Source organism: Pseudomonas sp. 910_21 (genome assembly GCF_052850735.1).
Map to the genome: position 1 here is coordinate 197,591 of NZ_VXCY01000003.1, position 24,207 is coordinate 221,797.

Consider the following 24,207-nt stretch of genomic DNA (forward strand, 5'->3'; position numbering starts at 1 on the left):
TACGCACCCCATCGTAGGAGCTGGCTTGCCAGCGATCAGCGGTGTGCCAGGCAGACCGCGAATCGCTGGCAAGCCAGCTCCTACAAAGGGATCGCGGTGGCTGGGCCACCGCGTGCTTTTTTAGTCTTCCAGCAGCTCTTCAGCCTGGCCCAGGATGTTGTCCAGGGTGAAGCCGAACTCTTCGAACAAGGCCGGCGCTGGCGCCGACTCGCCGTAGGTGGTCATGCCGATCACACGGCCTTCCAGACCGACGTACTTGTACCAGAAGTCGGCGTGAGCAGCTTCGATGGCGATCCGCGCGCTGACCTGCAACGGCAGAACCGATTGCTTGTAGCCCGCATCCTGGGCATCGAACACGCTGGTGCACGGCATGGAAACCACGCGCACCTTGCGGCCTTGCTCAGTCAGCTTGTCGAAAGCCTGGACCGCCAGGCCCACTTCCGAACCGGTGGCGATCAGGATCAGCTCAGGCTCGCCTGCGCAGTCTTTCAACACATAGCCACCACGGCTGATGTCGGCGATCTGCCCGGCATCACGGGTTTGGTGCTGCAGGTTCTGGCGGGAGAAGATCAGCGCCGATGGGCCGTCCTTGCGCTCCAGGGCGTACTTCCAGGACACCGCCGATTCCACGGCATCGGCTGGACGCCAGGTGTCGAGGTTCGGGGTGGTGCGCAGGCTGGTCAGTTGCTCGATCGGCTGGTGAGTCGGGCCGTCTTCGCCCAGACCGATGGAGTCGTGGGTGTAGACGTGGATCACTCGCTGCTTCATCAGCGCCGACATGCGCACTGCGTTGCGTGCGTATTCCATGAACATCAGGAAGGTCGCGCCGTAAGGCACCAGGCCACCGTGCAGGGCAACGCCGTTCATGATGGCGGTCATGCCGAACTCGCGCACGCCGTAGTACATGTAGTTGCCGCTGGCGTCTTCAGCGCTGACGCCCTTGCAGCCTTTCCACAGGGTCAGGTTGGAACCGGCCAGGTCAGCCGAACCGCCGAGGAATTCAGGCAGCAGCGGGCCGAAGGCGTTCAGGGTGTTCTGGCTGGCTTTACGGCTGGCGATGGTTTCGCCCTTGGCCGCGACTTCAGCGATATAGGCGTCGGCCTTCTCGGCGAAGTCCGCCGGCAGGTCACCCGCAAGGCGACGTACCAGTTCATTGGCTTCGGTTGGGAAGGCCGCAGAGTAGGCAGCGAAGCGCTGATCCCACTCGGCTTCCACGGCGCGACCGGCTTCCTTGGCGTCCCACTCGGCGTAGATATCAGCCGGGATTTCGAACGGGCCATGGTTCCACTTCAGCGCAGCGCGGGTCAGGGCGATTTCCTCGGCACCCAGTGGCGCGCCGTGGCAGTCTTCCTTGCCTTGCTTGTTCGGCGAACCGAAACCGATGGTGGTCTTGCAGCAGATCAGGGTTGGCAGCGGGCTCTTGCGCGCGGTGTCGATGGCGGTCTTGATCTCTTCCGGATCGTGGCCGTCGACATTGCGGATCACCTGCCAGTTGTAGGCTTCGAAACGCTTCGGCGTGTCGTCGGTGAACCAGCCTTCGACTTCGCCGTCGATGGAAATGCCGTTGTCATCGTAGAAAGCGATCAGCTTGCCCAGGTCCAGGGTACCGGCCAGGGAAGCGACTTCATGGGAAATGCCTTCCATCATGCAGCCATCACCCAGGAACACGTAGGTGTGGTGATCGACGATGTTGTGCCCTGGACGGTTGAACTGCGCCGCCAGGACTTTTTCCGCCAGGGCGAAGCCCACGGCATTGGCCAGGCCCTGGCCCAGTGGGCCAGTGGTGGTTTCCACACCTGGGGTGTAGCCGAATTCCGGGTGACCCGGAGTGCGGCTGTGCAGTTGGCGGAAGCTTTTCAGGTCATCGATCGACAGGTCGTAGCCGGTCAGGTGCAGCAGCGAGTAGATCAGCATCGAGCCGTGACCGTTGGACAGCACGAAGCGGTCACGGTCGGCGAAGGATGGATTGCTCGGGTTGTGCTTCAGGTAGTCACGCCAAAGTACTTCGGCGATATCCGCCATACCCATAGGGGCACCTGGATGGCCGCTGTTGGCTTTTTGCACGGCATCCATGCTGAGGGCACGAATGGCGTTGGCACGCTCACGACGGCTGGGCATCGCTGATCTCCTGAGGATTGAATAAAACGAAACGGAAAAAAGGCCTGCATTTTCCCTCAGGCGTCTGGCGGGGGCAATGACAGATAGTCACTCAGGCATGTTTTTCCCATGGATAAGCACTCAATCCACTGGAGAAACCCGCTTGCCGTTCGTTGACAAGGCAACGAACAGCTCTGGCAAAGGCCCCTGCAACACCAATATCAAAACTTTTTGATATTGGTGTTGCAGGCCTTTGCAGGCACCTCTAGACTGCGCCCCTATGAACCTGCACGCACCCTCCATTGAGCATGACGATTGCGACGAACTGGCAGCCCTGTGCAAGGCCGGCGGCGATCCTCTACGGCTCAATGTCTTGCGCGCACTGAGCAACGACTCGTTCGGCGTACTGGAACTGGCTCAGATCTTTGCGATCGGCCAGTCCGGCATGAGTCACCACTTGAAGGTCCTGGCCCAGGCCGGCCTGGTGGCGACCCGCCGTGAAGGCAATGCGATTTTCTATCGCCGTGCCCTGCCCCATACCGAACTTCTGGGGGGCAAGCTCCACGCAGCCCTGCTGGACGAAGTCGACCAGGTACGGCTGCCGGTGGATGTCCAGGGCCGGATCGGCCTGGTGCACCGGCAACGGGCCGCGGCCAGCCAAGACTTCTTTTCCCGGGTGGCGGAGAAATTCCGCGCCCAGCAGGACCTGATCGCAGGACTGCCCCAGTACCGCGACAGTGTTCTCGCGCTGCTGGACAAGCTGAGTTTCAACCCAATGGCCACTGCCATTGAAGTGGGTCCCGGTGACGGTGGATTTCTCCCTGAACTGGCCCGACGCTTTGCCCGGGTAACCGCGCTGGACAACAGTCCGGCAATGCTTGAACTGGCGCGCCAGCTGTGTGAGCGCGAAACATTGGCTAACGTCAGCCTGCAACTGGCCGATGCATTGGATGGCGTACAGCTGACGGCCGATTGCGTAGTGCTGAACATGGTCCTGCACCATTTCGCCGCACCGGCCGAAGCCCTCAAGCAGATGGCCCAATTGCTGCAACCAGGCGGTAGCCTGTTGGTAACAGACTTGTGCAGCCACAACCAGAGTTGGGCCAAAGAGGCTTGCGGCGATCTCTGGCTAGGGTTCGAACAAGATGATTTGGCTCGTTGGGCCACCGCTGCGGGACTGACTCCCGGGGAAAGTCTCTATGTAGGCTTACGTAATGGTTTCCAGATCCAGGTCCGCCATTTTCAGCGACCGGCTGGCGACACTCACCATCGGTAAATTTTAGGAAACCGTCGAGATGAGCGAATACTCCCTTTTCACCTCCGAGTCCGTGTCTGAAGGGCATCCGGATAAAATCGCTGACCAGATTTCCGATGCGGTGCTGGACGCCATCATTGCCCAGGACAAGCACGCCCGCGTAGCGGTGGAAACCCTGGTCAAGACCGGTGTTGCCATCGTCGCCGGCGAAGTCACCACCAGCGCCTGGGTCGACCTGGAACAGATCGTCCGCGACGTGATCTGCGACATCGGCTACACCAGCTCCGACGTCGGCTTCGATGGCGCGACCTGCGGCGTGATGAACATCATCGGCAAGCAGTCCCCTGACATCAACCAGGGTGTCGACCGTGCCAAGCCTGAAGATCAGGGCGCCGGCGACCAGGGTCTGATGTTCGGCTACGCCAGCAACGAAACCGCAGCGCTGATGCCGGCTCCGATCGCGTTCTCGCACCAGCTGGTACATCGCCAGGCTGAAGCGCGCAAATCGGGTCTGCTGCCGTGGCTGCGCCCGGACGCCAAGTCACAGGTCACCTGCCGCTATGAAAACGGCATCGTGGTCGGCATCGACGCGGTAGTGCTGTCGACCCAGCACAACCCGGAAGTGTCCTACAACGACCTGCGCGAAGGCGTGATGGAACTGATCGTCAAGCACGTGCTGCCTGCTGAACTGCTGCACAAAGACACCCAATTCCACATCAACCCGACCGGCCAGTTCATCATCGGTGGCCCAGTGGGCGACTGCGGTCTGACCGGCCGCAAGATCATCGTCGACAGCTACGGCGGCATGGCCCGTCACGGCGGCGGCGCGTTCTCCGGCAAGGATCCATCCAAGGTCGACCGTTCGGCAGCCTACGCCGGCCGCTATGTCGCCAAGAATATCGTCGCCGCTGGCTTGGCCGAGCGTTGCGAGATCCAGGTGTCCTACGCCATCGGCGTGGCGCAACCGACTTCGATCTCGCTGAACACCTTCGGCACCGGCAAGATCAGCGACGACAAGATCGTCAAACTGGTCCGCGAGCACTTCGACCTGCGTCCTTACGCGATCACCACCATGCTCGACCTGCTGCACCCGATGTACCAGGAAACCGCGGCCTACGGTCACTTCGGCCGTGCGCCACAAACCAAGACCGTGGGTGAGGACACCTTCACCACCTTCACTTGGGAAAAAACCGACCGCGCCGACGCCTTGCGCGCTGCTGCCGGCCTGTAAGCTTCACCTGGCAACATCCAAAGCCCCGCCCGGCTCGCCCGGCGGGGCTTTTTTGTGGCTGAAGGTTTCCTTCCAAAGCCAGCCGACAACCGTCGATACAGGGCTCCGGGCCATTGACGACGAGTGTTGGCGCCCGATGAAACACCCAGCAAACACCTTCGTCCAAGCCCGCCGCCAATCCCCTCTAGCCTTTAGCGCATGCCCATCAGAGCAAGGATGCTCCCCATGCTGCCAAGACTCTTCCTGCTGCTTCTGGCCCTCGCAGGCCTACCCGCCCTGGCCCAATGTCCCAAATGGCCAACGTCCCAGGCCGACCTGGAAATCAGCGCCCTGCAACAACAGCTCAAGAACTGGGACACCCGCTACCACCGGCACGGCCAATCGCCTGTAGCCGACGAACTCTACGACCAGTCCCGTCAGCGCCTGGCCAACTTGCAGCGCTGCTTCCCACAGATACCCGTGACTGCTGACCGGCCGTTGCTTGACGCCCGGGGCAGCATCCCTCACCCCATTGCTCACACCGGAGTGGAAAAACTCCCCGACGACAACGCCGTACAGCTCTGGCTAAAAGGCCGCGAAGGTATTTGGGCGCAGCCCAAGATCGACGGCGTGGCCGTGACCCTGATCTACCGCCAGGGCCGCTTCCGCCAGGCATTAAGCCGAGGTGACGGGGTGCTGGGCCATGACTGGAGCGCCAATGCCCGACAGATCCCGGCCATTCCCAAACAATTGCCACAACCCGTGGATCTGCTGCTGCAAGGGGAGCTGTATCAACGACTGGATCAACACATCCAGGCCCGCGCAGGCAGTCTCAATGCTCGCAGCCGGGTCGCCGGATGGCTGGCGCGCAAACACCTGTCGATGGCGGAGGCAGAGCAGATCGGCCTGTTTGTCTGGGACTGGCCCCAAGGCCCCGCTAACTTGAGTGAACGCCTGGAGCAACTGGCGCAACTAGGCTTTGCCGAAGGCCGCGAATACAGCCGGCCCATCAACGGGTTCAGCGAGGCCCGGCAATGGCGGGAGCACTGGTACCGTTCGCCCCTGCCCTTTGCCAGCGACGGCATCATTCTGCGACAGAGCCAGCGCCCGGCCGCCGAGCGCTGGCAGGCCAAAGCCCCGCATTGGATTGCCGCGTGGAAATATCCCTACGCCCAGGCCCTGGCCCATGTGCGCCAGGTGCGATTCCGGATCGGCCGCACCGGACGGATCACCCCCTTGCTGGATGTCGAGCCTGTCACCCTCGATGACCGACAGATCCGTCGCGTCAGCGTCGGCTCGCTACAACGCTGGCGAGCACTGGATATAGTGCCCGGCGATCAAGTGGCCATCAGCCTTGCCGGACTGACCATTCCGCGCCTGGAGGGTGTGGTACTCAGGAGCCCACAACGCCAGGCCATCCAGGCTCCGACCCAGGAGGACTTTCATGGTTTGAGCTGCTGGCAGCCATCTCCCGGTTGCGAGAGTCAGTTTCTCGCGCGACTGACCTGGCTCAGCAGCAGGCAGGGCCTGGACCTGCAGAATATCGGCGAGCAAACCTGGACCAGGCTGGTTGAAACAGGACGTATCAAAGGCCTGTTGGATTGGCTGACCCTGGATCAGGCAGAGCTTGCTAACATTGCCGGCTTCGGCAAACGCAGCAGCTCTCGTTTGCTCGAGAGCCTGCACCGGGCAAGGCAGCAACCCTTCCCTCGCTGGCTGAAATCCCTCGGATTGCCACCCAGTGGCTCAGCTGACCTGAGCGGGCCATGGCAAACCCTGGCGCGCAAAAGCAGCCAGGACTGGCAGGACGAAGCAGGAATAGGAGCGGAACGTGCTGCGCAACTGACGGCATTCTTTCGTGATTCACAGGTACTGGCCCTGCGTGCCACCTTGAGTGAAGCGGGTATCGATGGTTTTTAATCCGTCATCCTGGGGCGCAGGTTGAACCACCCAGGCGCGATTGGGTTCCAACAACCCACTCCCGATACCAGCGTCAATATTTAAATTGGTTATTTTTTGATCTTTTTTTCACCTGGAGCCTTCCATGAAACTGTTTCCATCCCTCGCTGCCCTGACCCTGTGCAGCCTGATGAGCGCGCCCCTGCTGGCCGCCGAGCAAGCCCCGCAACTGACCGGTTGCGCCGCCAAGCGCCAAGCCATCATGACCCAGATCGAACAGGCCAAGGCCCATGGCAACAGCAATCAGCAAGCCGGCCTGGAGCGCGCCCTGAGCGAAGTCACCGCCCACTGCACTGATGCCTCGCTGAAGAAGGATCGGGAAAACAAGGTGCTGGAAGCCAAGCACGAAGTCAGCCGGCGCCAGGCCGACCTGGAAAAGGCCATGAAAAAAGGCGACTCGGAGAAGATCAACAAGCGCAAGGACAAGCTCGCCGAGTCCCGCAAGGAACTGCAGCAAGCCCTGGACGAACTGGACAAGTAAGCGGCGCTTGTCGTGGCGAGGGAACTTGCTCCCTCGCCAGCGCAAACCAGCTTGTCAGAAGCGCCACTCAGTGATTGCGGAATTCTTTGTGGCACGCACTGCAGACGTCTTCAACCTTCTGCACTGCCGGCCCCAGGTTACTGGCCTTGTAAGGCTGAACCTGGCTGATGGTCACCAGTTCGCCGGTGGCCGCCTCGAGGTTGCGCGCCAGCTCCTGGAATCGCGCCTGTTTGCGCCAGACGTCATCGGTGGCGCTGGTGTGATCCTCTTCCTTGACCTCAGGGAAGTGCTTCCAGGGTTCATGGGACAGGCTGTCGAGCTTGACCGCACCTTCGGCAAAACGTGCACCGTCGAAAGGAATCCGCCCACGCAGCATGCCTCCCAGGTCCTCGCCGGTCTTGAGCATCTGTTTGAAGATCGCCTTGCGCTGACCCAGGGGAGAGTTGGGGTCGACACCGCCACAGGCGGAAAGCGTCAGGCAGGCCAGCAATACAACAGAAAGTCTTTTTAGCGTCATGGTGGCTTCAGGTCAGGTCACGGAAACGGCGGCCAGTATCCTCGCCTCCCCGGCAAACACCAATAGCCCTATTAATAATAGGGGTTGTTCGCAGCCACGCAGTCTGTGGATAACTCTTAAAGGAAATACAGCATGAACCCGAGCTTCCCCCGCTGGCGTCGCCACCTGCTCTGGACCCTGCCGGCCCTGGCACTGCTCGCCGGCTGCAACGGCGGCGACAACGGCAAGCCTGCGCCAACTCACGCCTTGGCCACCTACAACAGTGCACCGTGGGACTCTCTGCCCAGTGTTGCCGATAACGACCTGCTGGCCGGTTTCGGCTCCTGGCGCAGCGCCTGCACCCGCCTCAAAGCCGACCCGGTGTGGGGCGCCACCTGCGCTGCAGCGGCCAACGTGCCACAGACCCCGGCCGCTATCCGCGATTTTCTCAAGGAGCACCTGGAGGTCTATGGGCTGCGCTCGGGCAGCGGCAGCAGCACCGGCTTGATCACCGGCTATTACGAACCGGTGTATCCCGGCAGCCTGACCCAGACCCAGACGGCCAATGTGCCGGTGTACGGCGTGCCGGACGACATGATCATCGTCGCTCTGGACAGCATCTATCCGGAACTCAAGGGCAAACGCCTGAGGGGCCGTCTCGAAGGCCGGGTCCTCAAGCCCTATGACGATGCCGCGACCATCGAGACCAAGGGGGTGAAGGCTCCGGTGCTGGCCTGGCTGACCGATCCAATGGACCTGCAATTCCTGCAGATCCAGGGCTCGGGAAGGATCCAGCTGGATGACGGACGCCAACTGCGGATCGGCTATGCCGACCAGAACGGCCATCCCTACCGGCCCATCGGCCGCTGGCTGGTGGAGCAGGGGGAACTGAAAAAAGAAGACGTGACCATGGGCACCATCGCCGCCTGGGCCAAGGCCCATCCGACGCGGATTCCCGAACTGCTGGGCAGCAATCCGAGCTACGTGTTCTTCAATCGCAACCCGGACAGCAACGAAGGCCCCAGGGGCTCGCTGAACGTACCGCTGACCTCTGGCTACAGCGTCGCAGTGGATCGCAAGGTCATCCCCCTGGGCAGCCTGTTGTGGCTGTCCACCACCCGTCCCGACGGCAGCAGCCTGGTACGTCCCGTGGCCGCCCAGGACACGGGCGGCGCTATCACCGGCGAAGTGCGCGCCGACCTGTTCTGGGGCACTGGCGACGCCGCCGGACAACTGGCCGGCGACATGAAGCAGTCCGGCCAGATCTGGATGCTCTGGCCCAAGGGGGCGGCGCTGCCCAAAGTGCCGGAAGTTCCCAATACCCCTTAACCCCGTGTAGGAGCCGGCTTGCCGGCGAAGACGATCTTGCGGGCGCCTCTGCCCGCAGCCGGCTCCTACGAAGGCAAGGGTCAGACTGAAACGAAGAAGAAACTGGCGATCAGGCCCATGCCCACGAACCACACCAGGGAGCGCAGGATCGCCCAGTCCGCCAGATAGCAGATCATGTACAGCAGGCGGCTGGTGACAAACAACACCGCCAGCACGTTGATAGTCACAAGTTCGGCGTTACCCGCCACATGGGCGATGATCACCGCCGCAGCGAATGCCGGGGTCACCTCGAAGCCGTTGAGCTGCGCATTGTGCGCACGCTTGGGCAGACCCTCCAGGGTACTCAGGAACGCCCGTGGGTCATGGTTGTAGCGGAGCCCATATTTGCCGGCGCCCTTGGCGATGGCGGTACACAGATAGGGCAGAACAATTGCGATCAACACACACCAGAAAGCGACAGTCATGGAGCAAATCCTTTTTTAGAATTTTAGGGAGTGTTCAGAACTTCATCACCAACATGCCAATCAGCACTAATCCACAGGCTAAGAGCCGTGGCCGGCCGAAAGGTTCTTTCAGGTAGCGCATACCGAACAGCACCACCAGAATCACACTGATTTCACGCAGCGCCGCCGCTTCTGCAATCGAGCCCAACTGCATGGCCCAAAGCACCAGAGCGTAGCTGAACAGTACACAGAAGCCGACGCTCAGCCCCAGGCGCCATTGTTCACGCCAGAACTGCACAAACGCGGGCCGTTTCCACACCACGGCCACCAGGGGAAAAGGCCAGGCGCTGAGCAGCGTGACCCAGGTCAGGTAGTCCAGCGGGTGCGACCAGCGGCGCAGGGCCTGGCCATCGATAAAGGTGTAGCAACCGATGCACAGGCCGATCATCGCCACCACCGGCAGCATGCTCCAGGGCAGGCGCGCGCCACCTCCGCCCTGCCAGAGCAGGCAAAGCATGCCGAAGGGAATCAGCAGGATACCGAGGATTTGCTGAGTGCTCAGGGCCTCGCCGGCAAAGATCAGGGTCAGGGCCAGCACCACCAGGGGCGACAAGCCGCGCATCAGTGGATAGACCAGTCCCAGGTCGCCTACCCGATACGCCTGGATCAGCAAATAGCGGTACAAGAGCTCGAAGGCCGCCGAGGCAATGATCCAGGGCCAGATTTCCAGCGGCGGCCATTGCAGGAAAAACAGCATGATTGCCACAAACAGCAGCGCCACGCTGTCCATGCAGGCCACCACCAGCAATCGTTCACCGCTGAACTTGATCAAGGTGTTCCATGCCGCATGCAGCAGCGCCGCCACCAGAACCAGACTTGTCGCTAGCACCTCGCACTCCCTGTTTGCCTGAAGGTCATCGAATCTCGTGCGGTACAGCCATGCCTGGCCAGAGCGCCCAACCACAGAGGGGGAATCCTCGCATGGCAGCTGCCCGGCTTGCACTGGCCGCCGGCATTTTTGGCAGTGGCGGCAGCGAATTCGGCAGCATGGGCCTGCCCGGGGCTTTTTTCCGATAGACCTGCAACGTCACCCCCGCGCTGCGGTCAATGGGTGCGACTGAATAGCACTGCCATGGCAAGGGAGCAGACGCCCGCGCCATAACAAACTGTGTCCCGTCCCGCCGCCGGCACATCAAACCTTTGGCCTGAAAGAGTTCAGGCTGCTTTTCCTGTGATCATCCAAAGGAGTCCGGATGCTTGAACTTGTCGCTGCCTTTATCTGCCTGACCACCCTGCTCACCTACGTCAATTTCCGCTTTATCGGCCTGCCGCCGACCATCGGCGTGATGGTCACCGCCCTGCTCTTCTCCTTGCTGCTGCAGGGATTGAGCTACCTCGGCTTCCCCGGCCTGGAGGAACATGTCGAGGAACTGATCGGCAAGATCGACTTCGGCGACCTGCTGATGAACTGGATGCTGTCGTTCCTGCTGTTCGCTGGCGCCCTGCACGTCAACCTCAACGATCTGCGCAGTTACCGCTGGCCCATCGGCCTGTTGGCCACCGTCGGCGTGCTGATCGCCACCTTCGTCATCGGCAGCCTGGCCTACTGGATCTTCGGTCTGTTCGGCTGGCATGTGAGCTTCCTCTACTGCCTGCTGTTCGGCGCACTGATCTCCCCCACCGACCCCATCGCAGTGCTGGGCGTACTGCGGACTGCCAACGCCTCCAAGCCGCTGAAGACCACTATCGTCGGCGAGTCGCTGTTCAACGACGGCACAGCGGTAGTGGTGTTCACTGTACTGCTGGGCATCGCCCAACTGGGTGAGACCCCGACGGTGGGCGCCACTGCCTGGCTGTTCGTGCATGAAGCCATTGGCGGCGTAGTGTTCGGCGGCCTGATCGGCTACCTGGTGTACCTGATGATCAAGAGCATCGAGCAGCACCAGATCGAAGTGATGCTGACCCTGGCTCTGGTGATCGGCGGTTCGGCCATGGCCAGCGAGATCCACGTATCGGCGCCGATCGCCATGGTGGTAGCCGGCCTGATCATCGGCAATCTGGGGCGCAACCTGGCGATGAACGACATGACCCGGCGTTACCTGGATGGTTTCTGGGAGCTGCTGGACGACATGCTCAACGCCCTGTTGTTCGCCCTGATCGGCCTGGAACTGTTGCTACTGCCGTTCAACTGGCTGCACCTGGCGGCCGCCAGCCTGCTGGCCATGGCCATCTTGCTGTCGCGCCTGCTCACCGTGGCCCCGGCAATCCTCCTGCTGCGCCGCTGGCGCAGCGTGCCCCGGGGCACCATTCGCGTACTGACCTGGGGCGGCCTGCGCGGTGGCGTCTCGGTGGCGTTGGCGCTGGCTCTGCCCCTGGGGCCGGAGCGCGACCTGGTACTGAGCATCACCTACATCGTGGTGCTGTCCTCGATCCTGCTGCAGGGCCTGAGCATCGGCAAGCTGGTGCGTCACGTTACCCAGGATGCCCCGGCAGCCAAGACCGAGGTCCACTGATCACTTCTTGATCTGTCGCGGATCGGGCGCCGCTGCCCGATCCGCGTTTTTGTTCGCTGTGCCGCTCTCGCTGCGCACCTGGGCATGGCTGATCAGGGCGAAGATGAAACTGCCACCGATGATGTTCCCCGCCAGGGTCGGCCCGGCGAAAACCTGCCAGAAATCCCGCCACCCCAGCTCGCCGGCAAACACCAGATAAGAGACCTCGGCCGATCCCACCACGATGTGGGTGAAATCCCCCAGCGCCATCAGGTAGGTGATGAGGATGATGATCCACATCTTGGCGCTCTCCATGGACGGAATCATCCAGACCATGGTGGCGATCATCCAGCCGGAGATGATGCCCTTGGCGAACATCTGCGAGCTGTCGTTCTCCATCACCTTGCGGCCGATTTCCAGAAAGGCCTGGTCGGTCCGGCTGTCGAAGATTGGCAGATGCAGCATGACGTAAGCCACCAGCAGGGTGCCGCACAGATTACCCACCAGCACCACGCCCCATAAGCGCAGCAACCGCCCGAAGTTACTCAGGCTCGGCTTGCTCATCACCGGCAGTACCGCGGTCAGGGTGTTTTCCGTGAACAGTTGCTGGCGCGCGAGAATCACCGCCAGAAAGCCCGCGCAGTAGCCGAAGCTGGCGATCACCTTGAAGGCTTCGCCATCCGGCAGACGGGAGTTGAGCAGGCCCATGCCCATCAGGGACAGGCCCATGGTCAGGCCGGCCGCCAGAGCCGACCACCACAGGGCGGCGACGCTACGCTCCAGCTCCTGATCGCCCTGGGTGCGGATGATTTCGTGCAGGACCGCCGCGCGGGGCGGCTGGTTGCGGTCGACGTCCTGCTGCTCCGCGGCCGAAAGACCGGGGGTTTTACCGTCGTTTCGAGTGTCCATGAGAGTCCTGAACCAAGTGGGCCGTATGAATTACGACATGCGGGGTTCAGGGCTGTTCCGTCCTGCCTGGCGAATGGGACCAAGGCCCTCGCCGGCGAGTGGTTTCAGGCTTCGTCCTTGAACTGATCCTTGACGTACTTGATCTCGGTGCGGCCATGGGGCGCCGGCAGGCCATCTTCACCGAGGTTGACGAAGACCATCTTCTCTACGGTGAGAATGGATTTGCGGGTGATCTTGTTGCGCACTTCGCAAGTCAGGGTAATAGACGTACGACCGAACTCGGTGGCGGTGATGCCCAGCTCAATGATGTCGCCCTGGCGTGAGGCACTGACGAAGTTGATTTCCGAGATGTACTTGGTAACCACTCGCTGGTTGCCCAGCTGGACAATGGCGTAGATCGCCGCTTCTTCGTCGATCCAGCGCAACAGGCTGCCGCCGAACAGCGTGCCGTTGGGGTTGAGGTCTTCGGGTTTTACCCACTTGCGGGTGTGGAAATTCATATGCACTCCTGACCGTCCTGCCAATTGATGCCCGGCATAATGGCAGACCGGGCAGTCATGCTCTATGCAACATCGACTATGGTCGCGATTAACGATCTTCATCCAGGCAACAGAAACACTTTTGGAAGTCTGGCCCAGGCGGCTATAATCGCCACCGTTTCAAAACGGTCATCTGCACTTGATACCGTTTTCCCGCCACCTGTCCGAGGGGCGCTGCAGCAGGCATGACCTGTCAGGCTCGGATGGGGCGTTGTCGGTACAGGCTTCCCTGTACGGACACTAAACGCACAACGGCGCCCATTCGCACATTACGAATGGAGGCTCTTCATGAGCGCTGTAAACACGCCTGCAGATTTTACCGATTACAAAGTCGCCGACATTTCCCTGGCCGCCTGGGGCCGCCGCGAAACCATCATCGCCGAGTCGGAAATGCCGGCCCTGATGGGTCTGCGCCGCAAGTACCTGACCGAACAGCCGCTCAAGGGCGCGAAAATCCTCGGTTGCATCCACATGACCATTCAGACCGCCGTGCTGATCGAAACCCTGGTTGCCCTGGGTGCCGAAGTTCGCTGGTCGTCCTGCAACATCTTCTCGACTCAGGACCAGGCCGCCGCCTCCATCGCCGCCGCCGGCATCCCTGTGTTCGCCTGGAAAGGTGAGACCGAGCAAGAGTACGAGTGGTGCCTGGAGCAGACCATCCTCAAGGATGGCCAGCCTTGGGACGCCAACATGATCCTCGACGACGGCGGCGACCTGACCCAACTGCTGCACGACAAGTATCCACAGGTGCTGGAGCGCGTTCACGGCGTGACCGAAGAAACCACCACTGGCGTACACCGCCTGCTGGACATGCTGGCCAAGGGTGAGCTGAAGGTTCCTGCGATCAACGTCAACGACTCGGTGACCAAGAGCAAGAACGACAACAAGTACGGCTGCCGTCACAGCCTCAACGACGCCATCAAGCGCGGCACCGACCACCTGCTGTCCGGCAAGCAAGCGCTGGTCATCGGCTACGGTGACGTGGGCAAGGGCTCGGCCCAGTCCCTGCGCCAGGAAGGCATGATCGTCAAGGTTTCGGAAGTCGACCCGATCTGCGCCATGCAAGCCTGCATGGACGGTTTCGAACTGGTTTCGCCGTTCATCGACGGTATCAACCACGGCACCGAAGCCAGCATCGACAAGGCCCTGCTGGGCAAGATCGACCTGATCGTGACCACCACCGGTAACGTCAATGTTTGCGACGCAAACATGCTCAAGGCTCTGAAAAAGCGCGCCGTGGTCTGCAACATCGGCCACTTCGACAACGAAATCGACACCGCTTTCATGCGCAAGCACTGGGCATGGGAAGAAGTGAAGCCACAGGTACACAAGATCCACCGTACCGGCCATGGCGATTTCGACCCACAGAACGACGACTACCTGATCCTGCTGGCCGAAGGCCGCCTGGTAAACCTGGGCAACGCCACCGGTCACCCAAGCCGCATCATGGACGGTTCGTTCGCCAACCAGGTTCTGGCGCAGATCTTCCTGTTCGGCCAGAAGTACGCCGACCTGTCGCCGGCCCAGAAAGCCGAGCGCCTGACCGTTGAAGTACTGCCGAAGAAACTCGACGAAGAAGTGGCCCTGGAAATGGTGCGCGGCTTCGGCGGCGTGGTCACTCAACTGACCAAGCAACAGGCTGACTACATCGGCGTGACCGTTGAAGGTCCGTTCAAGCCAGACGCTTATCGCTACTAAGAGCAGTTGCAAGCGTTGAGCTTCAAGCGGCAAGCCAGGGCCACAAGCCAGGCTTGCCGCACAAAGCCTCAAGCTTTGCCCCTATTTGCTTAAACAGCGTCAGGCAACAGGCTCCAGAATCAGGAGATGAGCGCACCCACGCTTCTCTTGGCGTTTGCAGCTTGTGACTTGTAGCTGGAGGTTGCTTCCATGTCCCAAGATCGTCGCTACAGCTTCGAGTTCTTTCCGACCAAGACCGATGCTGGGCATGAAAAACTGCTCGCCACTGCCCGTCAGCTGGCTGGCTACAACCCCGACTTCTTCTCCTGCACCTACGGTGCCGGCGGCTCGACCCGTGATCGTACGGTCAACACCGTGCTGCAACTGGAGAGCGAAGTAAAAGTCCCTGCCGCTCCGCACCTGTCTTGCGTTGGCGACAGCAAGGACGACCTGCGCGACCTGCTGCAGCAATACCAGGCAGCCGGCATCAAGCGCATCGTAGCCCTGCGCGGCGACCTGCCTTCGGGCATGGGCATGGCCAGCGGCGAGCTGCGCCACGCCAATGATCTGGTGAGCTTCATTCGTGAAGAAACCGGCAGCCACTTCCATATAGAAGTCGCCGCCTACCCGGAGATGCACCCGCAAGCACGCAACTTCGAAGACGATCTCACCCATTTCGTACGCAAGGCCAATGCCGGTGCCGACAGTGCGATCACCCAGTACTTCTTCAATGCCGACAGCTACTTCTACTTCGTCGAGCGCGTGCAGAAGATGGGTGTGAACATCCCGATCGTGCCGGGCATCATGCCGATCACCAACTACAGCAAGCTGGCGCGCTTCTCCGACGCCTGCGGCGCCGAGATCCCTCGCTGGATCCGCAAGCAGCTGGAGGCCTACGGTGACGACAGCGCCAGCATCCAGGCTTTTGGCGAGCAGGTCATCAGCGAGATGTGCGAGCGCCTGCTGCAGGGCGGCGCACCAGGACTGCACTTCTACACCCTGAACCAGGCCGACCCGAGCCTGGCAATCTGGAACAACCTGAAGCTGCCGCGCTGATCGGCAACGCTTCACCAGGCCCCGGCGTAAACCGGGGCCTTTTTATTTGCCTCAGCCTTGATCTAGAGCGGCTGGAACTGCCCCTAGCAATTGCATGTTCTCTCGTCGTAATCTCCAGCAATGTCCGTCATTGCCCAGCTGCTGACAGCCCTTCTCTGCACTTGCCTGAGCCTCGCCGCCCATGGCGAGAAGCTGCGCGTTGTCACCGAACCCTGGGCACCTTATGTCTATGAGGAAAACGGCAAGGCCCGGGGGCTGGACTACGAAACCACGGCCATTGTCTTTCAGCGCCTGGGGATAGAAGTGGAGTGGCAGTTCCTGCCGTGGAAACGCTGCCTGGCCATGCTGGAAACCGGCCAGGCCGACGGAGCCCTGGATATCTTTCATAGCGACCAGCGCGACAGCACCCTGCTCTACCCCAGCGAGCCTCTCTCGGACGTGGAATTCGTGATGTTCTACGCCAAGCAGCGTCCCCATCCGTTCAAGCACCTGGATGAACTCAAGGGGCTGACCATCGGTACCTCTCCCGGCTATCTGTATAGCGATGATTTCAGCAACTCGACCCTGTTCAACCGCGAGCCGGCACCGACCCATGAAGCCAACTTCGGCAAGCTGCTACTGGGGCGGATCGACCTGCTGATTACCGATAAGCGAGTGGGTCAGCATCTGCTGGACAGCCTGGGCATTCGCGATCAGGTCAGCCAGAACCCCGCGGTCATCAGCCGCCAAAGCCAGTACCTGGCGGTACGCCGCAACGCCGGGATGGACCTATTGGTGCAACGCTTCGGCGCCGAACTCAAGCGCTTCAAGCGCGAACCGGCTTACGCCGAGTTGAGCGCCAAGTACGGAGCAGAACCTGTGCTGCCCCCTGTCAGGTCCTCCTCCACCCGGGAGTCAGAAAAAACCGTTGAGCAGCAGGAAAGCAGCGCACACTGATTGCTCTGTTATACTCCGGCCTCCCGCCAGGCTTACGCCCGGACGCTGGACCCTGTTCAAGGCATCTCCACCCCGCTACGGCGCAGCCAACCGGCCCGCGCGAGCCTGCGATGGATGAGTCTTCAGGCCAGCAGGACCGGACGGGATTGCGTCCTCTTAAACGCGATTCACGCTCGGCAAGATTATCCCTTTGGGCCAAGCCCTCACTAAAACAGGATTACTCATGTCCTTTGCTTCCCTCGGTCTCTCCGAGGCTTTAGTCGGTGCCATTGAAGCCGCCGGCTACACCCAGCCTACTCCGGTGCAACAGCGGGCCATTCCCGCCGTGTTGCAAGGTCGCGATCTGATGGTCGCGGCACAGACAGGTACTGGTAAAACCGGCGGTTTCGCCCTTCCGATCCTGGAGCGGTTGTTTCCCAACGGTCACCCGGACAAATCCCAGCGTCACGGCCCGCGCCAACCGCGCGTATTGGTCCTGACCCCGACTCGCGAACTGGCCGCGCAAGTGCATGACAGCTTCAAGCTGTACGCCCGCGACCTTAAGTTCGTCAGCGCCTGCATCTTCGGCGGCGTCGGCATGAACCCGCAGGTCCAGGCCATGGCCCGTGGCGTCGATGTGCTGGTGGCATGCCCCGGCCGTCTGCTGGACCTGGCCGGCCAAGGCAGCGTCGATCTGTCCCACGTGGAAATCCTCGTGCTCGACGAAGCCGACCGCATGCTCGACATGGGCTTCGTCCATGACGTCAAGAAGGTCCTCGCCCGCCTGCCTGCCAAGCGTCAGAACCTGCTGTTCTCCGCGACCTTCTCCAAGGACATCACGGACCTGGCCGGCAAGCTGCTGCACAACCCCGAGCGCATCGAAGTCACCCCGCCGAACACCACGGTGGAGCGTATCGAGCAGCGGGTGTTCCGCCTGCCTGCCAGCCACAAGCGCTCGCTGCTGGCGCACCTGATCACCGCCGGTGCCTGGGAACAGGTGCTGGTGTTTACCCGTACCAAGCACGGCGCCAACCGCTTGGCCGAGTACCTGGACAAGCACGGCCTGAGCGCTGTGGCGATCCACGGTAACAAGAGCCAGAACGCCCGTACCAAGGCCCTGGCCGATTTCAAGGCCGGCGACGTACGCATCCTGGTCGCCACCGATATCGCCGCCCGCGGCCTGGATATCGACCAACTGCCCCACGTGGTCAACTTCGAACTGCCTAACGTCGACGAAGACTACGTGCACCGTATCGGTCGTACCGGCCGCGCCGGCCGCTCGGGGGAGGCCATCTCCCTGGTAGCCCCTGACGAAGAAAAACTGCTGAAAAGCATCGAGCGCATGACCAAGCAGAAGATCGCCGACGGCGACCTGATGGGCTTCGATGCCAGCGCTGTGGAAGCCGAGAAGCCGGAAGTGCGCGAGCGTCCGGATGTGCGCAACCCGCGCAACTCCCGCGGCCCTCGTGGCGATGGCCCGAACGGTGGCGGTGGCGGCGGTGGTCGCAAGGACAAGGGCAAGGACAAGGGCGGCAAAGACAAGCCGGCCCGTGGCGAGCGCCCAGCCCGCGAGCAGAAACCTCGTGAAGGCACTCCGGCCCGCGAACAGCGCCAGCCGACTCCACGTGCCGACCGGGCACCGGATGAGTTCCTCGACGACGACGTGGATAACTTCGGTAACCGCGCTGACTACGTCAGCCCGTACCAGAACAAGAACAACCAGGGCCGTGGTCGCCGTCCAGGGGCTCCGGCCCAGGGCGCAGGCGCCGGTGCCGGCAATCCGCCACGCGGCGGTGCTGGTGGTGGCGCTGGTGGTGGCCAGGGTCGTTCCGGCAACCCACGCAACAGCAACGGCAGCACCACTGGCACCGCGCCGGCCAAGCGCAGCGGCGGCCCACGCAACGGCGCCCCTCGTGACAGCCAGGGCCGTCGCGACGAATCGCGCAATCGTCGCCCGAACCGTGACGAACAGCCACGCCAGGAACCGGCAGTGCAGAATCCTCGGGGCAATCAGCCAAAGATCATGCACAAGGAGTCTAAGGCCGATCGCTTCCCGACGCCTGAGCAACTGGACCAGTTGCCAAGCCGCCCACGGGGCGAGAAGCCGGCACTGCTGACCCGCAATCGCTGAGTCCGCAGGTTGAAATGAAAAACGCCCCGGGTCGCAAGACCCGGGGCGTTTTTCGTAGGGGCCAGCTTGCCGGCGAACACTCGCTAACGCTCAGCGCCGCTTTCGCCAGCAAAGCAAAACGCCGACACAAGGTCGGCGTTTCGTGACTACCAGCGAGATTTACTTCGCTTTCACACCTTCGAAGCTGATGTACAGGTCGACGTTGTTGGACGCCGGGCCCAGGTCCATCATCTTGCCGAAATCCTGGCGATTGATGCTGGTGGTGCCTTCGAAGCCGGCACGGTAGCCGCCCCATGGGTCCTTGCCTTCACCCAGGAAGGTGGCCTTGACCACGACCGGCTTGGTCACGCCGTGCAGAGTCAGGTCGCCAGCCACGTCAGCGGTCAGCTTACCGTCGGCATTCTTGCCGGTAGGCTTGACGCTGGTGGAGACAAACTTGGCATCGGCAAACTTGCCAGCGTCGAGGAAGTCCTTGCTGGTGATGTGCTTGTCACGTTCGGCGTGGTTGGTGAACACGCTGGCGGTGCGCACGTTGACTTCAATCTTGGCGTCTTCAGGCTTGGCCGCGTCGAAGCTGAACTTGCCGTCCAGGTCCTTGAAGGTACCGGTGATGAAGCTGTAGCCCAGGTGGCTGATCTTGAAGTCGACGAAGGCGTGCTGGCCTTCCTTGTCGATCACGTAGTCCGCTGCCATCACTTGACCGGCCGCCAATACAGCAGATCCGATTGCCAGAGCGGCGAGAGTCTTTTTCAACATGCTTTCTATTCCTTTTGAGTCAAGGTTGAACATCAGGCTTTGCGACCCAGCATTCGGGTGAGGGTCGCATCACGATCGATAAAGTGGTGCTTCAAGGCAGCCAGGCCATGGATACCGGCAAAGATCACCAGCGCCCAGGCCAGGTACAAATGCACCACACCTGCTACATCTGCCTGGTCCGGCAGTCCGGAAACCAGGGCAGGAACTTCAAACAAGCCAAACACCGGGATACCGACGCCGTCTGCGGTGGAGATCAGGTAACCGGCCATCATGACCGCGAACAGGCCAAGGTACAGGAACCCATGTCCCAACTTGGCCCCCAGGCGGGTCAGACGTCCATGATTGGCCGGTGCCGGTGGTGGTGGGCTGATAAAACGCCACAACACCCGCAGCAGCATGATCGCAAACAGCGTCAGGCCAATACTCTTGTGCAGGTCCGGGGCGTCCTTGCGCCAGGTGCTGTAGTAGTCGAGACCGACCATCCACAGGCCCAGAGCGAACAATCCGAAGACTGCCAGTGCCACCCCCCAGTGCAGAACAATGCTTACCCAGCCGTAGCGCGAAGAAGAATTACGTAACTGCATCTAGTTGCATCCTGTAAGAAACGCTGACCAAGACTAGCGATTTACCTATCGAATTAAAGCGGAAATTTTTGCTTTGAAATATCGAGAAATACGATCGATAGTCTGGACTGGGCTCGTTAAGAAAAGATTAAGGGGATTTTCAGAAGAATCAGGGATAACCAAGGGCGGGTGCCCTGGCAGCTCTCAGACACGTCTTTGCGTACAGAGTGCGGCTGTCTGACCGCCGCACCACACAATAGGTTGTCCCGCGGCCATGCATTGCATAGGCTTGCCCGATTCCGCCTCCAGGAGACTCTACATGGGCCTGAATAATCAGTGGATGCAACGCGATCTCGCGGTGCTGTGGCATCCCTGCACCCAGATGAAAGACCACGAACAACTGCCTTTGATCCCCATCAAGCGCGGTGAAGGCGTCTGGCTGGAAGACTTCGAAGGCAAACGTTACCTGGACGCGGTCAGCTCCTGGTGGGTCAATGTGTTTGGCCACGCCAATCCGCGCATCAACCAACGCATCAAGGATCAGGTGGACCAGCTGGAGCACGTGATCCTCGCCGGTTTCAGCCACCAGCCGGTGATCGAGCTGTCCGAGCGCCTGGTGAAGATCACCCCCGAAGGCCTGACCCGCTGCTTCTACGCCGACAACGGTTCGTCGTGCATCGAAGTGGCGATGAAAATGAGCTTCCACTACTGGCTCAACCGCGGTCAGCCAGCCAAGAAGCGCTTCGTCACCCTGAGCAACAGCTACCACGGCGAGACCATCGCCGCCATGTCGGTGGGCGACGTACCGCTGTTCACCGAGACCTACAAGGCCCTGCTGCTGGACACCCTCAAGGTGCCCAGCCCGGACTGCTACCTGCGTCCCGAAGGCATGAGCTGGGAAGAGCATTCGCGAAACATGTTCGCCGCCATGGAACAGACCCTGGCCGAACACCACGACACGGTAGCCGCGGTCATCGTCGAGCCATTGATCCAGGGCGCCGGCGGCATGCGCATGTACCACCCGGTGTACCTCAAGCTATTGCGCGAAGCCTGCGACCGCTACGGCGTGCACCTGATCCATGATGAGATCGCTGTGGGCTTCGGCCGTACCGGGAGCATGTTCGCCTGCGAACAGGCCGGCATCCGTCCGGATTTCCTGTGCCTGTCCAAGGCCCTGACCGGTGGCTACCTGCCCCTGGCCGCATGCATGACCACCGACGAGGTCTACAGCGCCTTCTACGATGACTATCCAACCCTGCGCGCCTTCCTCCACTCCCACAGCTACACCGGCAACCCGCTGGCCTGTGCGGCGGCGCTGGCGACCCTGGACATCTTCGAACAGGACAACGTCATCGAGAACAACCGGGCCCTGTCCCAGCGCATGGCCAGCGCCACAGCGCATCTGGTGGATCACCCCCACGTGGCCGAAGTGCGCCAGACCGGCATGGTCCTGGCCATCGAGATGGTCCAGGACAAGGCCAGCAAGAGCGCCTACCCGTGGCAGGAACGTCGCGGCTTGAAGGTTTTCCAGCACGCTCTGGAACGCGGCGCCCTGTTGCGCCCCCTGGGCAACGTGGTGTATTTCCTGCCGCCCTACGTGATCACCCCGGAGCAGATCGACTTCCTCACCGAAGTCGCCAGCGAAGGCATCGACATCGCCACCCGCGACACCGTCAGCGTGGCCGTGCCCAAGGACTTCCACCCGGGCTTTCGCGATCCGGGCTAGAGCGGTTCATTGACTGTGGCGAGGGAGCAAGCTCCCTCGCCATAGAATGCTGTTTACCGATTCACATTCAACAGAGAAACCAGATGAGATTGTCCCGCTTCTTTATCGATGCCCCCTTGAGCCTCGGCGAACATGAACTGCCGGAAGCCCAGGCCCATTACATCGGACGCGTGCTGCGCATGGCCGAAGGTGATGCGCTACAGGTGTTCGACGGCTCGGGCATGGAGTTTCGCGGCACGCTGGTGGAAGTGGGCAAGAAGCGGGTACGGGTCCAGCTGGATGAAAGCTTTGCCGGCCAGGACGAATCACCACTGCAGATTCACCTGGGCCAGGGCCTGTCCCGGGGCGAGCGCATGGACTGGGCGATCCAGAAAGCCACCGAGCTTGGGGTCAGTGAAATCACCCCGATCTTCAGTGAGCGTTGTGAAGTACGGCTCAAGGACGAACGCGCAGACAAACGCCTGCTGCATTGGCGCCAGGTGGCCATCAGCGCCTGTGAGCAATGCGGTCGTTCCCGCGTTCCGCTGATTCATCCACCGGTATTGCTGGCGGACTGGGTCAAGCAGACTCAGGCGGACCTGAAACTGGTCCTGCATCCGGTGGCCCAACCCCTGGAAAGCCATGCCAAACCGCAGACCCTGGCCTTCCTGATTGGTCCGGAAGGCGGCCTGTCCGATGCCGAAGTGGAGCAGGCCCACGGCGCAGGCTTCCTGCCCGCCCGCCTTGGCCCTCGCGTGCTGCGCACCGAAACCGCCCCCGTGGTCGCCCTGGCCGTGGCCCAGCAACTGTGGGGCGATTTCTGAGCCCAGCAAGGCCGGTTTGGGTAGGAGCTGGCTTGCCAGCGAAGGCGCCCATCAGTCCTGTACACGTCTCAAAGTCACCTTCGCCGGTTATTGCACCGGGTCACTGGTGGGCTGGGCAATGATCGCCTTCAGCTCGGCAGTCATGGGGAACTCCAGATTCAGGCCCTTGGGCGGAATCGGCTGCTGGAACCAGCGCTGATAGATGCCGTTGATCTCTCCACTGCGATACAGATCCGCCAGGACGCCGTTGACCAGGGCCAGGAACTGCGGGTCATCCTTGCGCACCATGCAGCTGTAGATCTCCCGCGACTGCTCCTCCCCCACCACGACCCAGTTGTGTGGGTCCCGCGCCTTGGCCCGCTCGCCGTAAAGCAGCGCATCATCCATATAGAACGCCGCCGCACGCCCCGACTGCAGCATCTGGAACGCCTCGCCGTGGTCCTTGGCGCTGATCACGAACATGTCGATCTTGTGCTCGACGTTGTAACTCTTGAGAAAACGCTCGTTGGTGGTTCCCGCCGTAGTCACCACGTTCTTGCCCCGCAGGTCGGCGAAGCTTTTGATTCCGCTGTCCTTGGCCGTCAGCAACTGACCTTTGACGTAGATGAAGCCATAGGAAAACGCCACCTGCTTCTGCCGCTCGGCCGTCACGCCGGTGGAACCGCACTCCAGGTCCACGGTGCCGTTCTGCACCAGGGGAATGCGCGTCTGGGAGGTCACCAGGTTGTACTTCACTGCGAGTTTGGGCAGGTGCAACTGTTGCTGGATGCGCTCCACCACCTTGCCCGCCAGTTCCACCGAATACCCCATGGGCTGGCCACTGTTGTCGCCGACATAGGAGAACGGCACCGATGCATCGCGATAACCCAAGGTAATGGTGGAGCTATTGGCGATCTTGGCCAGGGTGCCGTCCAGGGGCACTTCGCTGGCGTTGGAAATGGCGCTGAACAACAGTCCCAGGGTGCAGCCGAGCAACGTGATCTTATGCATTGTTATTCTCCGTTGTGGGTAGAAGTGATTCAGCGGCGAACAGCGATGACGCTGATTTCGATGAGGATCTCCGGACGTGCCAGGGCCGCCTGCAAGGTAGTGCGAGCCGGTGCCTGGCCCGGAGACAGCCAGGCCGACCAGACCACGTTCATGGCCGCGAAGTCCGCCTGGATGTCCTTGAGGTAGAGCGTTGCGCTGAGCAGATGATCCTTGTCACTGCCGGCTTCGACCAGCAAGGCGTCGATCTTCTCCAGGACCTCCCGGGTCTGACCGCCGATGTCGCTGCTAGAGCCCGGCACCTGGCCGGAAAGGAACACCAGTTCGGCAAAGGTGACGGCGCCGCTGAGGCGATTGTTGCTGTGGATACGCTGGATACTCAT

Annotated in this window: 22 protein-coding genes and 1 riboswitch; of the genes, 12 read left to right on the plus strand and 10 right to left on the minus strand. The window is 61.5% G+C overall.

Annotated features, from left to right (window positions below):
- Positions 1-120: 120 nt before the first annotated feature.
- Complete coding sequence (gene tkt, locus FW796_RS10860; RefSeq protein WP_446439354.1) at positions 121-2,118, minus strand: transketolase; 1,998 nt, start codon at positions 2,116-2,118, stop codon at positions 121-123.
- Positions 2,119-2,377: 259 nt separating this feature from the next.
- On the opposite strand from tkt, the gene FW796_RS10865 reads away from it, so the two are divergent.
- The 4 genes from FW796_RS10865 (at position 2,378) to FW796_RS10880 (ending at position 7,002) form a co-directional block, all read left to right on the plus strand.
- A complete protein-coding gene (locus FW796_RS10865; protein WP_346633200.1) occupies positions 2,378-3,373 on the plus strand; it encodes an ArsR/SmtB family transcription factor in 996 nt (331 codons plus the stop codon).
- 19 nt (positions 3,374-3,392) lie between these two features.
- Positions 3,393-4,583, plus strand: coding sequence for a methionine adenosyltransferase (metK, locus tag FW796_RS10870; protein ID WP_110594377.1), 1,191 nt, complete (start codon positions 3,393-3,395; stop codon positions 4,581-4,583).
- Between the two features lie 216 nt (positions 4,584-4,799).
- Entirely contained in the window at positions 4,800-6,482 is a 1,683-nt protein-coding gene (ligB, locus tag FW796_RS10875; RefSeq protein WP_346633202.1) for an NAD-dependent DNA ligase LigB, read from the plus strand.
- A 124-nt stretch (positions 6,483-6,606) separates the two neighbouring features.
- Positions 6,607-7,002, plus strand: coding sequence for a DUF1090 domain-containing protein (locus FW796_RS10880; RefSeq protein WP_346633203.1), 396 nt, complete (start codon positions 6,607-6,609; stop codon positions 7,000-7,002).
- Between the two features lie 67 nt (positions 7,003-7,069).
- On the opposite strand, the gene FW796_RS10885 is transcribed toward FW796_RS10880, so the two are convergent.
- Complete coding sequence (locus tag FW796_RS10885) at positions 7,070-7,519, minus strand: c-type cytochrome (protein ID WP_025131121.1); 450 nt, start codon at positions 7,517-7,519, stop codon at positions 7,070-7,072.
- A 132-nt stretch (positions 7,520-7,651) separates the two neighbouring features.
- Here FW796_RS10885 and mltA point away from each other — a divergent pair, with 132 nt between their 5' ends.
- Entirely contained in the window at positions 7,652-8,827 is a 1,176-nt protein-coding gene (mltA, locus tag FW796_RS10890; RefSeq protein ID WP_346633204.1) for a murein transglycosylase A, read from the plus strand.
- Positions 8,828-8,907: 80 nt separating this feature from the next.
- On the opposite strand, the gene FW796_RS10895 is transcribed toward mltA, so the two are convergent.
- Positions 8,908-9,291, minus strand: coding sequence for an MAPEG family protein (locus tag FW796_RS10895; RefSeq protein ID WP_102862043.1), 384 nt, complete (start codon positions 9,289-9,291; stop codon positions 8,908-8,910).
- A gap of 34 nt (positions 9,292-9,325) precedes the next feature.
- The gene (locus tag FW796_RS10900; protein ID WP_346633205.1) at positions 9,326-10,159 is read right to left on the minus strand and encodes an EamA family transporter; all 834 of its coding nucleotides are present in this window, start codon (positions 10,157-10,159) and stop codon (positions 9,326-9,328) included.
- A gap of 364 nt (positions 10,160-10,523) precedes the next feature.
- On the opposite strand from FW796_RS10900, the gene FW796_RS10905 reads away from it, so the two are divergent.
- Positions 10,524-11,783, plus strand: a complete 1,260-nt coding sequence (locus FW796_RS10905; RefSeq protein WP_446439355.1) for a cation:proton antiporter — start codon at positions 10,524-10,526, stop codon at positions 11,781-11,783.
- Here the strand turns inward: FW796_RS10905 and FW796_RS10910 are convergent, their stop codons facing one another.
- The gene (locus FW796_RS10910) at positions 11,784-12,671 is read right to left on the minus strand and encodes a formate/nitrite transporter family protein (RefSeq protein ID WP_346633207.1); all 888 of its coding nucleotides are present in this window, start codon (positions 12,669-12,671) and stop codon (positions 11,784-11,786) included.
- 104 nt (positions 12,672-12,775) lie between these two features.
- Positions 12,776-13,171, minus strand: a complete 396-nt coding sequence (locus FW796_RS10915; RefSeq protein WP_060841501.1) for an acyl-CoA thioesterase — start codon at positions 13,169-13,171, stop codon at positions 12,776-12,778.
- Between the two features lie 199 nt (positions 13,172-13,370).
- Positions 13,371-13,477, plus strand: a riboswitch (S-adenosyl-L-homocysteine riboswitch).
- A 21-nt stretch (positions 13,478-13,498) separates the two neighbouring features.
- On the opposite strand from FW796_RS10915, the gene ahcY reads away from it, so the two are divergent.
- From ahcY to FW796_RS10935, 4 genes are all read left to right on the plus strand, one after another.
- Complete coding sequence (gene ahcY / locus FW796_RS10920) at positions 13,499-14,908, plus strand: adenosylhomocysteinase (RefSeq protein WP_123726624.1); 1,410 nt, start codon at positions 13,499-13,501, stop codon at positions 14,906-14,908.
- 189 nt (positions 14,909-15,097) lie between these two features.
- A complete protein-coding gene (gene metF, locus FW796_RS10925) occupies positions 15,098-15,943 on the plus strand; it encodes a methylenetetrahydrofolate reductase [NAD(P)H] (RefSeq protein WP_346633208.1) in 846 nt (281 codons plus the stop codon).
- Positions 15,944-16,063: 120 nt separating this feature from the next.
- Positions 16,064-16,879, plus strand: a complete 816-nt coding sequence (locus tag FW796_RS10930; protein ID WP_346633209.1) for a substrate-binding periplasmic protein — start codon at positions 16,064-16,066, stop codon at positions 16,877-16,879.
- A gap of 223 nt (positions 16,880-17,102) precedes the next feature.
- On the plus strand, positions 17,103-18,989 hold the full coding sequence (locus tag FW796_RS10935) for a DEAD/DEAH box helicase (RefSeq protein WP_346633210.1): 1,887 nt from the start codon (positions 17,103-17,105) through the stop codon (positions 18,987-18,989).
- Positions 18,990-19,148: 159 nt separating this feature from the next.
- On the opposite strand, the gene FW796_RS10940 is transcribed toward FW796_RS10935, so the two are convergent.
- Positions 19,149-19,745 carry a YceI family protein gene (locus tag FW796_RS10940; protein WP_011063976.1) on the minus strand — a complete coding sequence of 199 codons (597 nt, stop codon included), beginning with the start codon at positions 19,743-19,745 and terminating at the stop codon, positions 19,149-19,151.
- A gap of 32 nt (positions 19,746-19,777) precedes the next feature.
- Positions 19,778-20,329 carry a cytochrome b gene (locus tag FW796_RS10945; protein WP_404937837.1) on the minus strand — a complete coding sequence of 184 codons (552 nt, stop codon included), beginning with the start codon at positions 20,327-20,329 and terminating at the stop codon, positions 19,778-19,780.
- Between the two features lie 298 nt (positions 20,330-20,627).
- Here FW796_RS10945 and FW796_RS10950 point away from each other — a divergent pair, with 298 nt between their 5' ends.
- Both FW796_RS10950 and FW796_RS10955 read left to right on the plus strand, forming a co-directional pair.
- Entirely contained in the window at positions 20,628-22,034 is a 1,407-nt protein-coding gene (locus tag FW796_RS10950) for an adenosylmethionine--8-amino-7-oxononanoate transaminase (protein ID WP_446439356.1), read from the plus strand.
- An 83-nt stretch (positions 22,035-22,117) separates the two neighbouring features.
- Positions 22,118-22,837: a 16S rRNA (uracil(1498)-N(3))-methyltransferase gene (locus tag FW796_RS10955; protein WP_346633213.1), complete on the plus strand. Its 720-nt coding sequence runs from the start codon at positions 22,118-22,120 to the stop codon at positions 22,835-22,837.
- Between the two features lie 87 nt (positions 22,838-22,924).
- Here FW796_RS10955 and FW796_RS10960 read toward each other — a convergent pair whose 3' ends face one another.
- Together FW796_RS10960 and FW796_RS10965 are read right to left on the minus strand one after the other, a co-directional pair.
- The gene (locus FW796_RS10960) at positions 22,925-23,827 is read right to left on the minus strand and encodes a transporter substrate-binding domain-containing protein (RefSeq protein WP_446439357.1); all 903 of its coding nucleotides are present in this window, start codon (positions 23,825-23,827) and stop codon (positions 22,925-22,927) included.
- A gap of 29 nt (positions 23,828-23,856) precedes the next feature.
- Positions 23,857-24,207 carry a RidA family protein gene (locus tag FW796_RS10965; RefSeq protein WP_015637347.1) on the minus strand — a complete coding sequence of 117 codons (351 nt, stop codon included), beginning with the start codon at positions 24,205-24,207 and terminating at the stop codon, positions 23,857-23,859.

Coding starts and splice junctions, on each gene's coding strand:
- FW796_RS10960 (WP_446439357.1), bottom strand. CDS start 23,827: ATGCATAAGATCACGTTGCTCGGCTGCACCCTGGGACTGTTGTTCAGC.
- FW796_RS10865 (WP_346633200.1), top strand. CDS start 2,378: ATGAACCTGCACGCACCCTCCATTGAGCATGACGATTGCGACGAACTG.
- FW796_RS10955 (WP_346633213.1), top strand. CDS start 22,118: ATGAGATTGTCCCGCTTCTTTATCGATGCCCCCTTGAGCCTCGGCGAA.
- FW796_RS10895 (WP_102862043.1), bottom strand. CDS start 9,291: ATGACTGTCGCTTTCTGGTGTGTGTTGATCGCAATTGTTCTGCCCTAT.
- FW796_RS10930 (WP_346633209.1), top strand. CDS start 16,064: ATGTCCGTCATTGCCCAGCTGCTGACAGCCCTTCTCTGCACTTGCCTG.
- mltA (WP_346633204.1), top strand. CDS start 7,652: ATGAACCCGAGCTTCCCCCGCTGGCGTCGCCACCTGCTCTGGACCCTG.
- FW796_RS10965 (WP_015637347.1), bottom strand. CDS start 24,207: ATGAGTATCCAGCGTATCCACAGCAACAATCGCCTCAGCGGCGCCGTC.
- FW796_RS10910 (WP_346633207.1), bottom strand. CDS start 12,671: ATGGACACTCGAAACGACGGTAAAACCCCCGGTCTTTCGGCCGCGGAG.
- FW796_RS10885 (WP_025131121.1), bottom strand. CDS start 7,519: ATGACGCTAAAAAGACTTTCTGTTGTATTGCTGGCCTGCCTGACGCTT.
- FW796_RS10945 (WP_404937837.1), bottom strand. CDS start 20,329: ATGCAGTTACGTAATTCTTCTTCGCGCTACGGCTGGGTAAGCATTGTT.
- ligB (WP_346633202.1), top strand. CDS start 4,800: ATGCTCCCCATGCTGCCAAGACTCTTCCTGCTGCTTCTGGCCCTCGCA.
- FW796_RS10880 (WP_346633203.1), top strand. CDS start 6,607: ATGAAACTGTTTCCATCCCTCGCTGCCCTGACCCTGTGCAGCCTGATG.
- FW796_RS10935 (WP_346633210.1), top strand. CDS start 17,103: ATGTCCTTTGCTTCCCTCGGTCTCTCCGAGGCTTTAGTCGGTGCCATT.
- metF (WP_346633208.1), top strand. CDS start 15,098: ATGTCCCAAGATCGTCGCTACAGCTTCGAGTTCTTTCCGACCAAGACC.
- ahcY (WP_123726624.1), top strand. CDS start 13,499: ATGAGCGCTGTAAACACGCCTGCAGATTTTACCGATTACAAAGTCGCC.
- FW796_RS10905 (WP_446439355.1), top strand. CDS start 10,524: ATGCTTGAACTTGTCGCTGCCTTTATCTGCCTGACCACCCTGCTCACC.
- metK (WP_110594377.1), top strand. CDS start 3,393: ATGAGCGAATACTCCCTTTTCACCTCCGAGTCCGTGTCTGAAGGGCAT.
- FW796_RS10940 (WP_011063976.1), bottom strand. CDS start 19,745: ATGTTGAAAAAGACTCTCGCCGCTCTGGCAATCGGATCTGCTGTATTG.
- FW796_RS10950 (WP_446439356.1), top strand. CDS start 20,628: ATGGGCCTGAATAATCAGTGGATGCAACGCGATCTCGCGGTGCTGTGG.
- tkt (WP_446439354.1), bottom strand. CDS start 2,118: ATGCCCAGCCGTCGTGAGCGTGCCAACGCCATTCGTGCCCTCAGCATG.
- FW796_RS10915 (WP_060841501.1), bottom strand. CDS start 13,171: ATGAATTTCCACACCCGCAAGTGGGTAAAACCCGAAGACCTCAACCCC.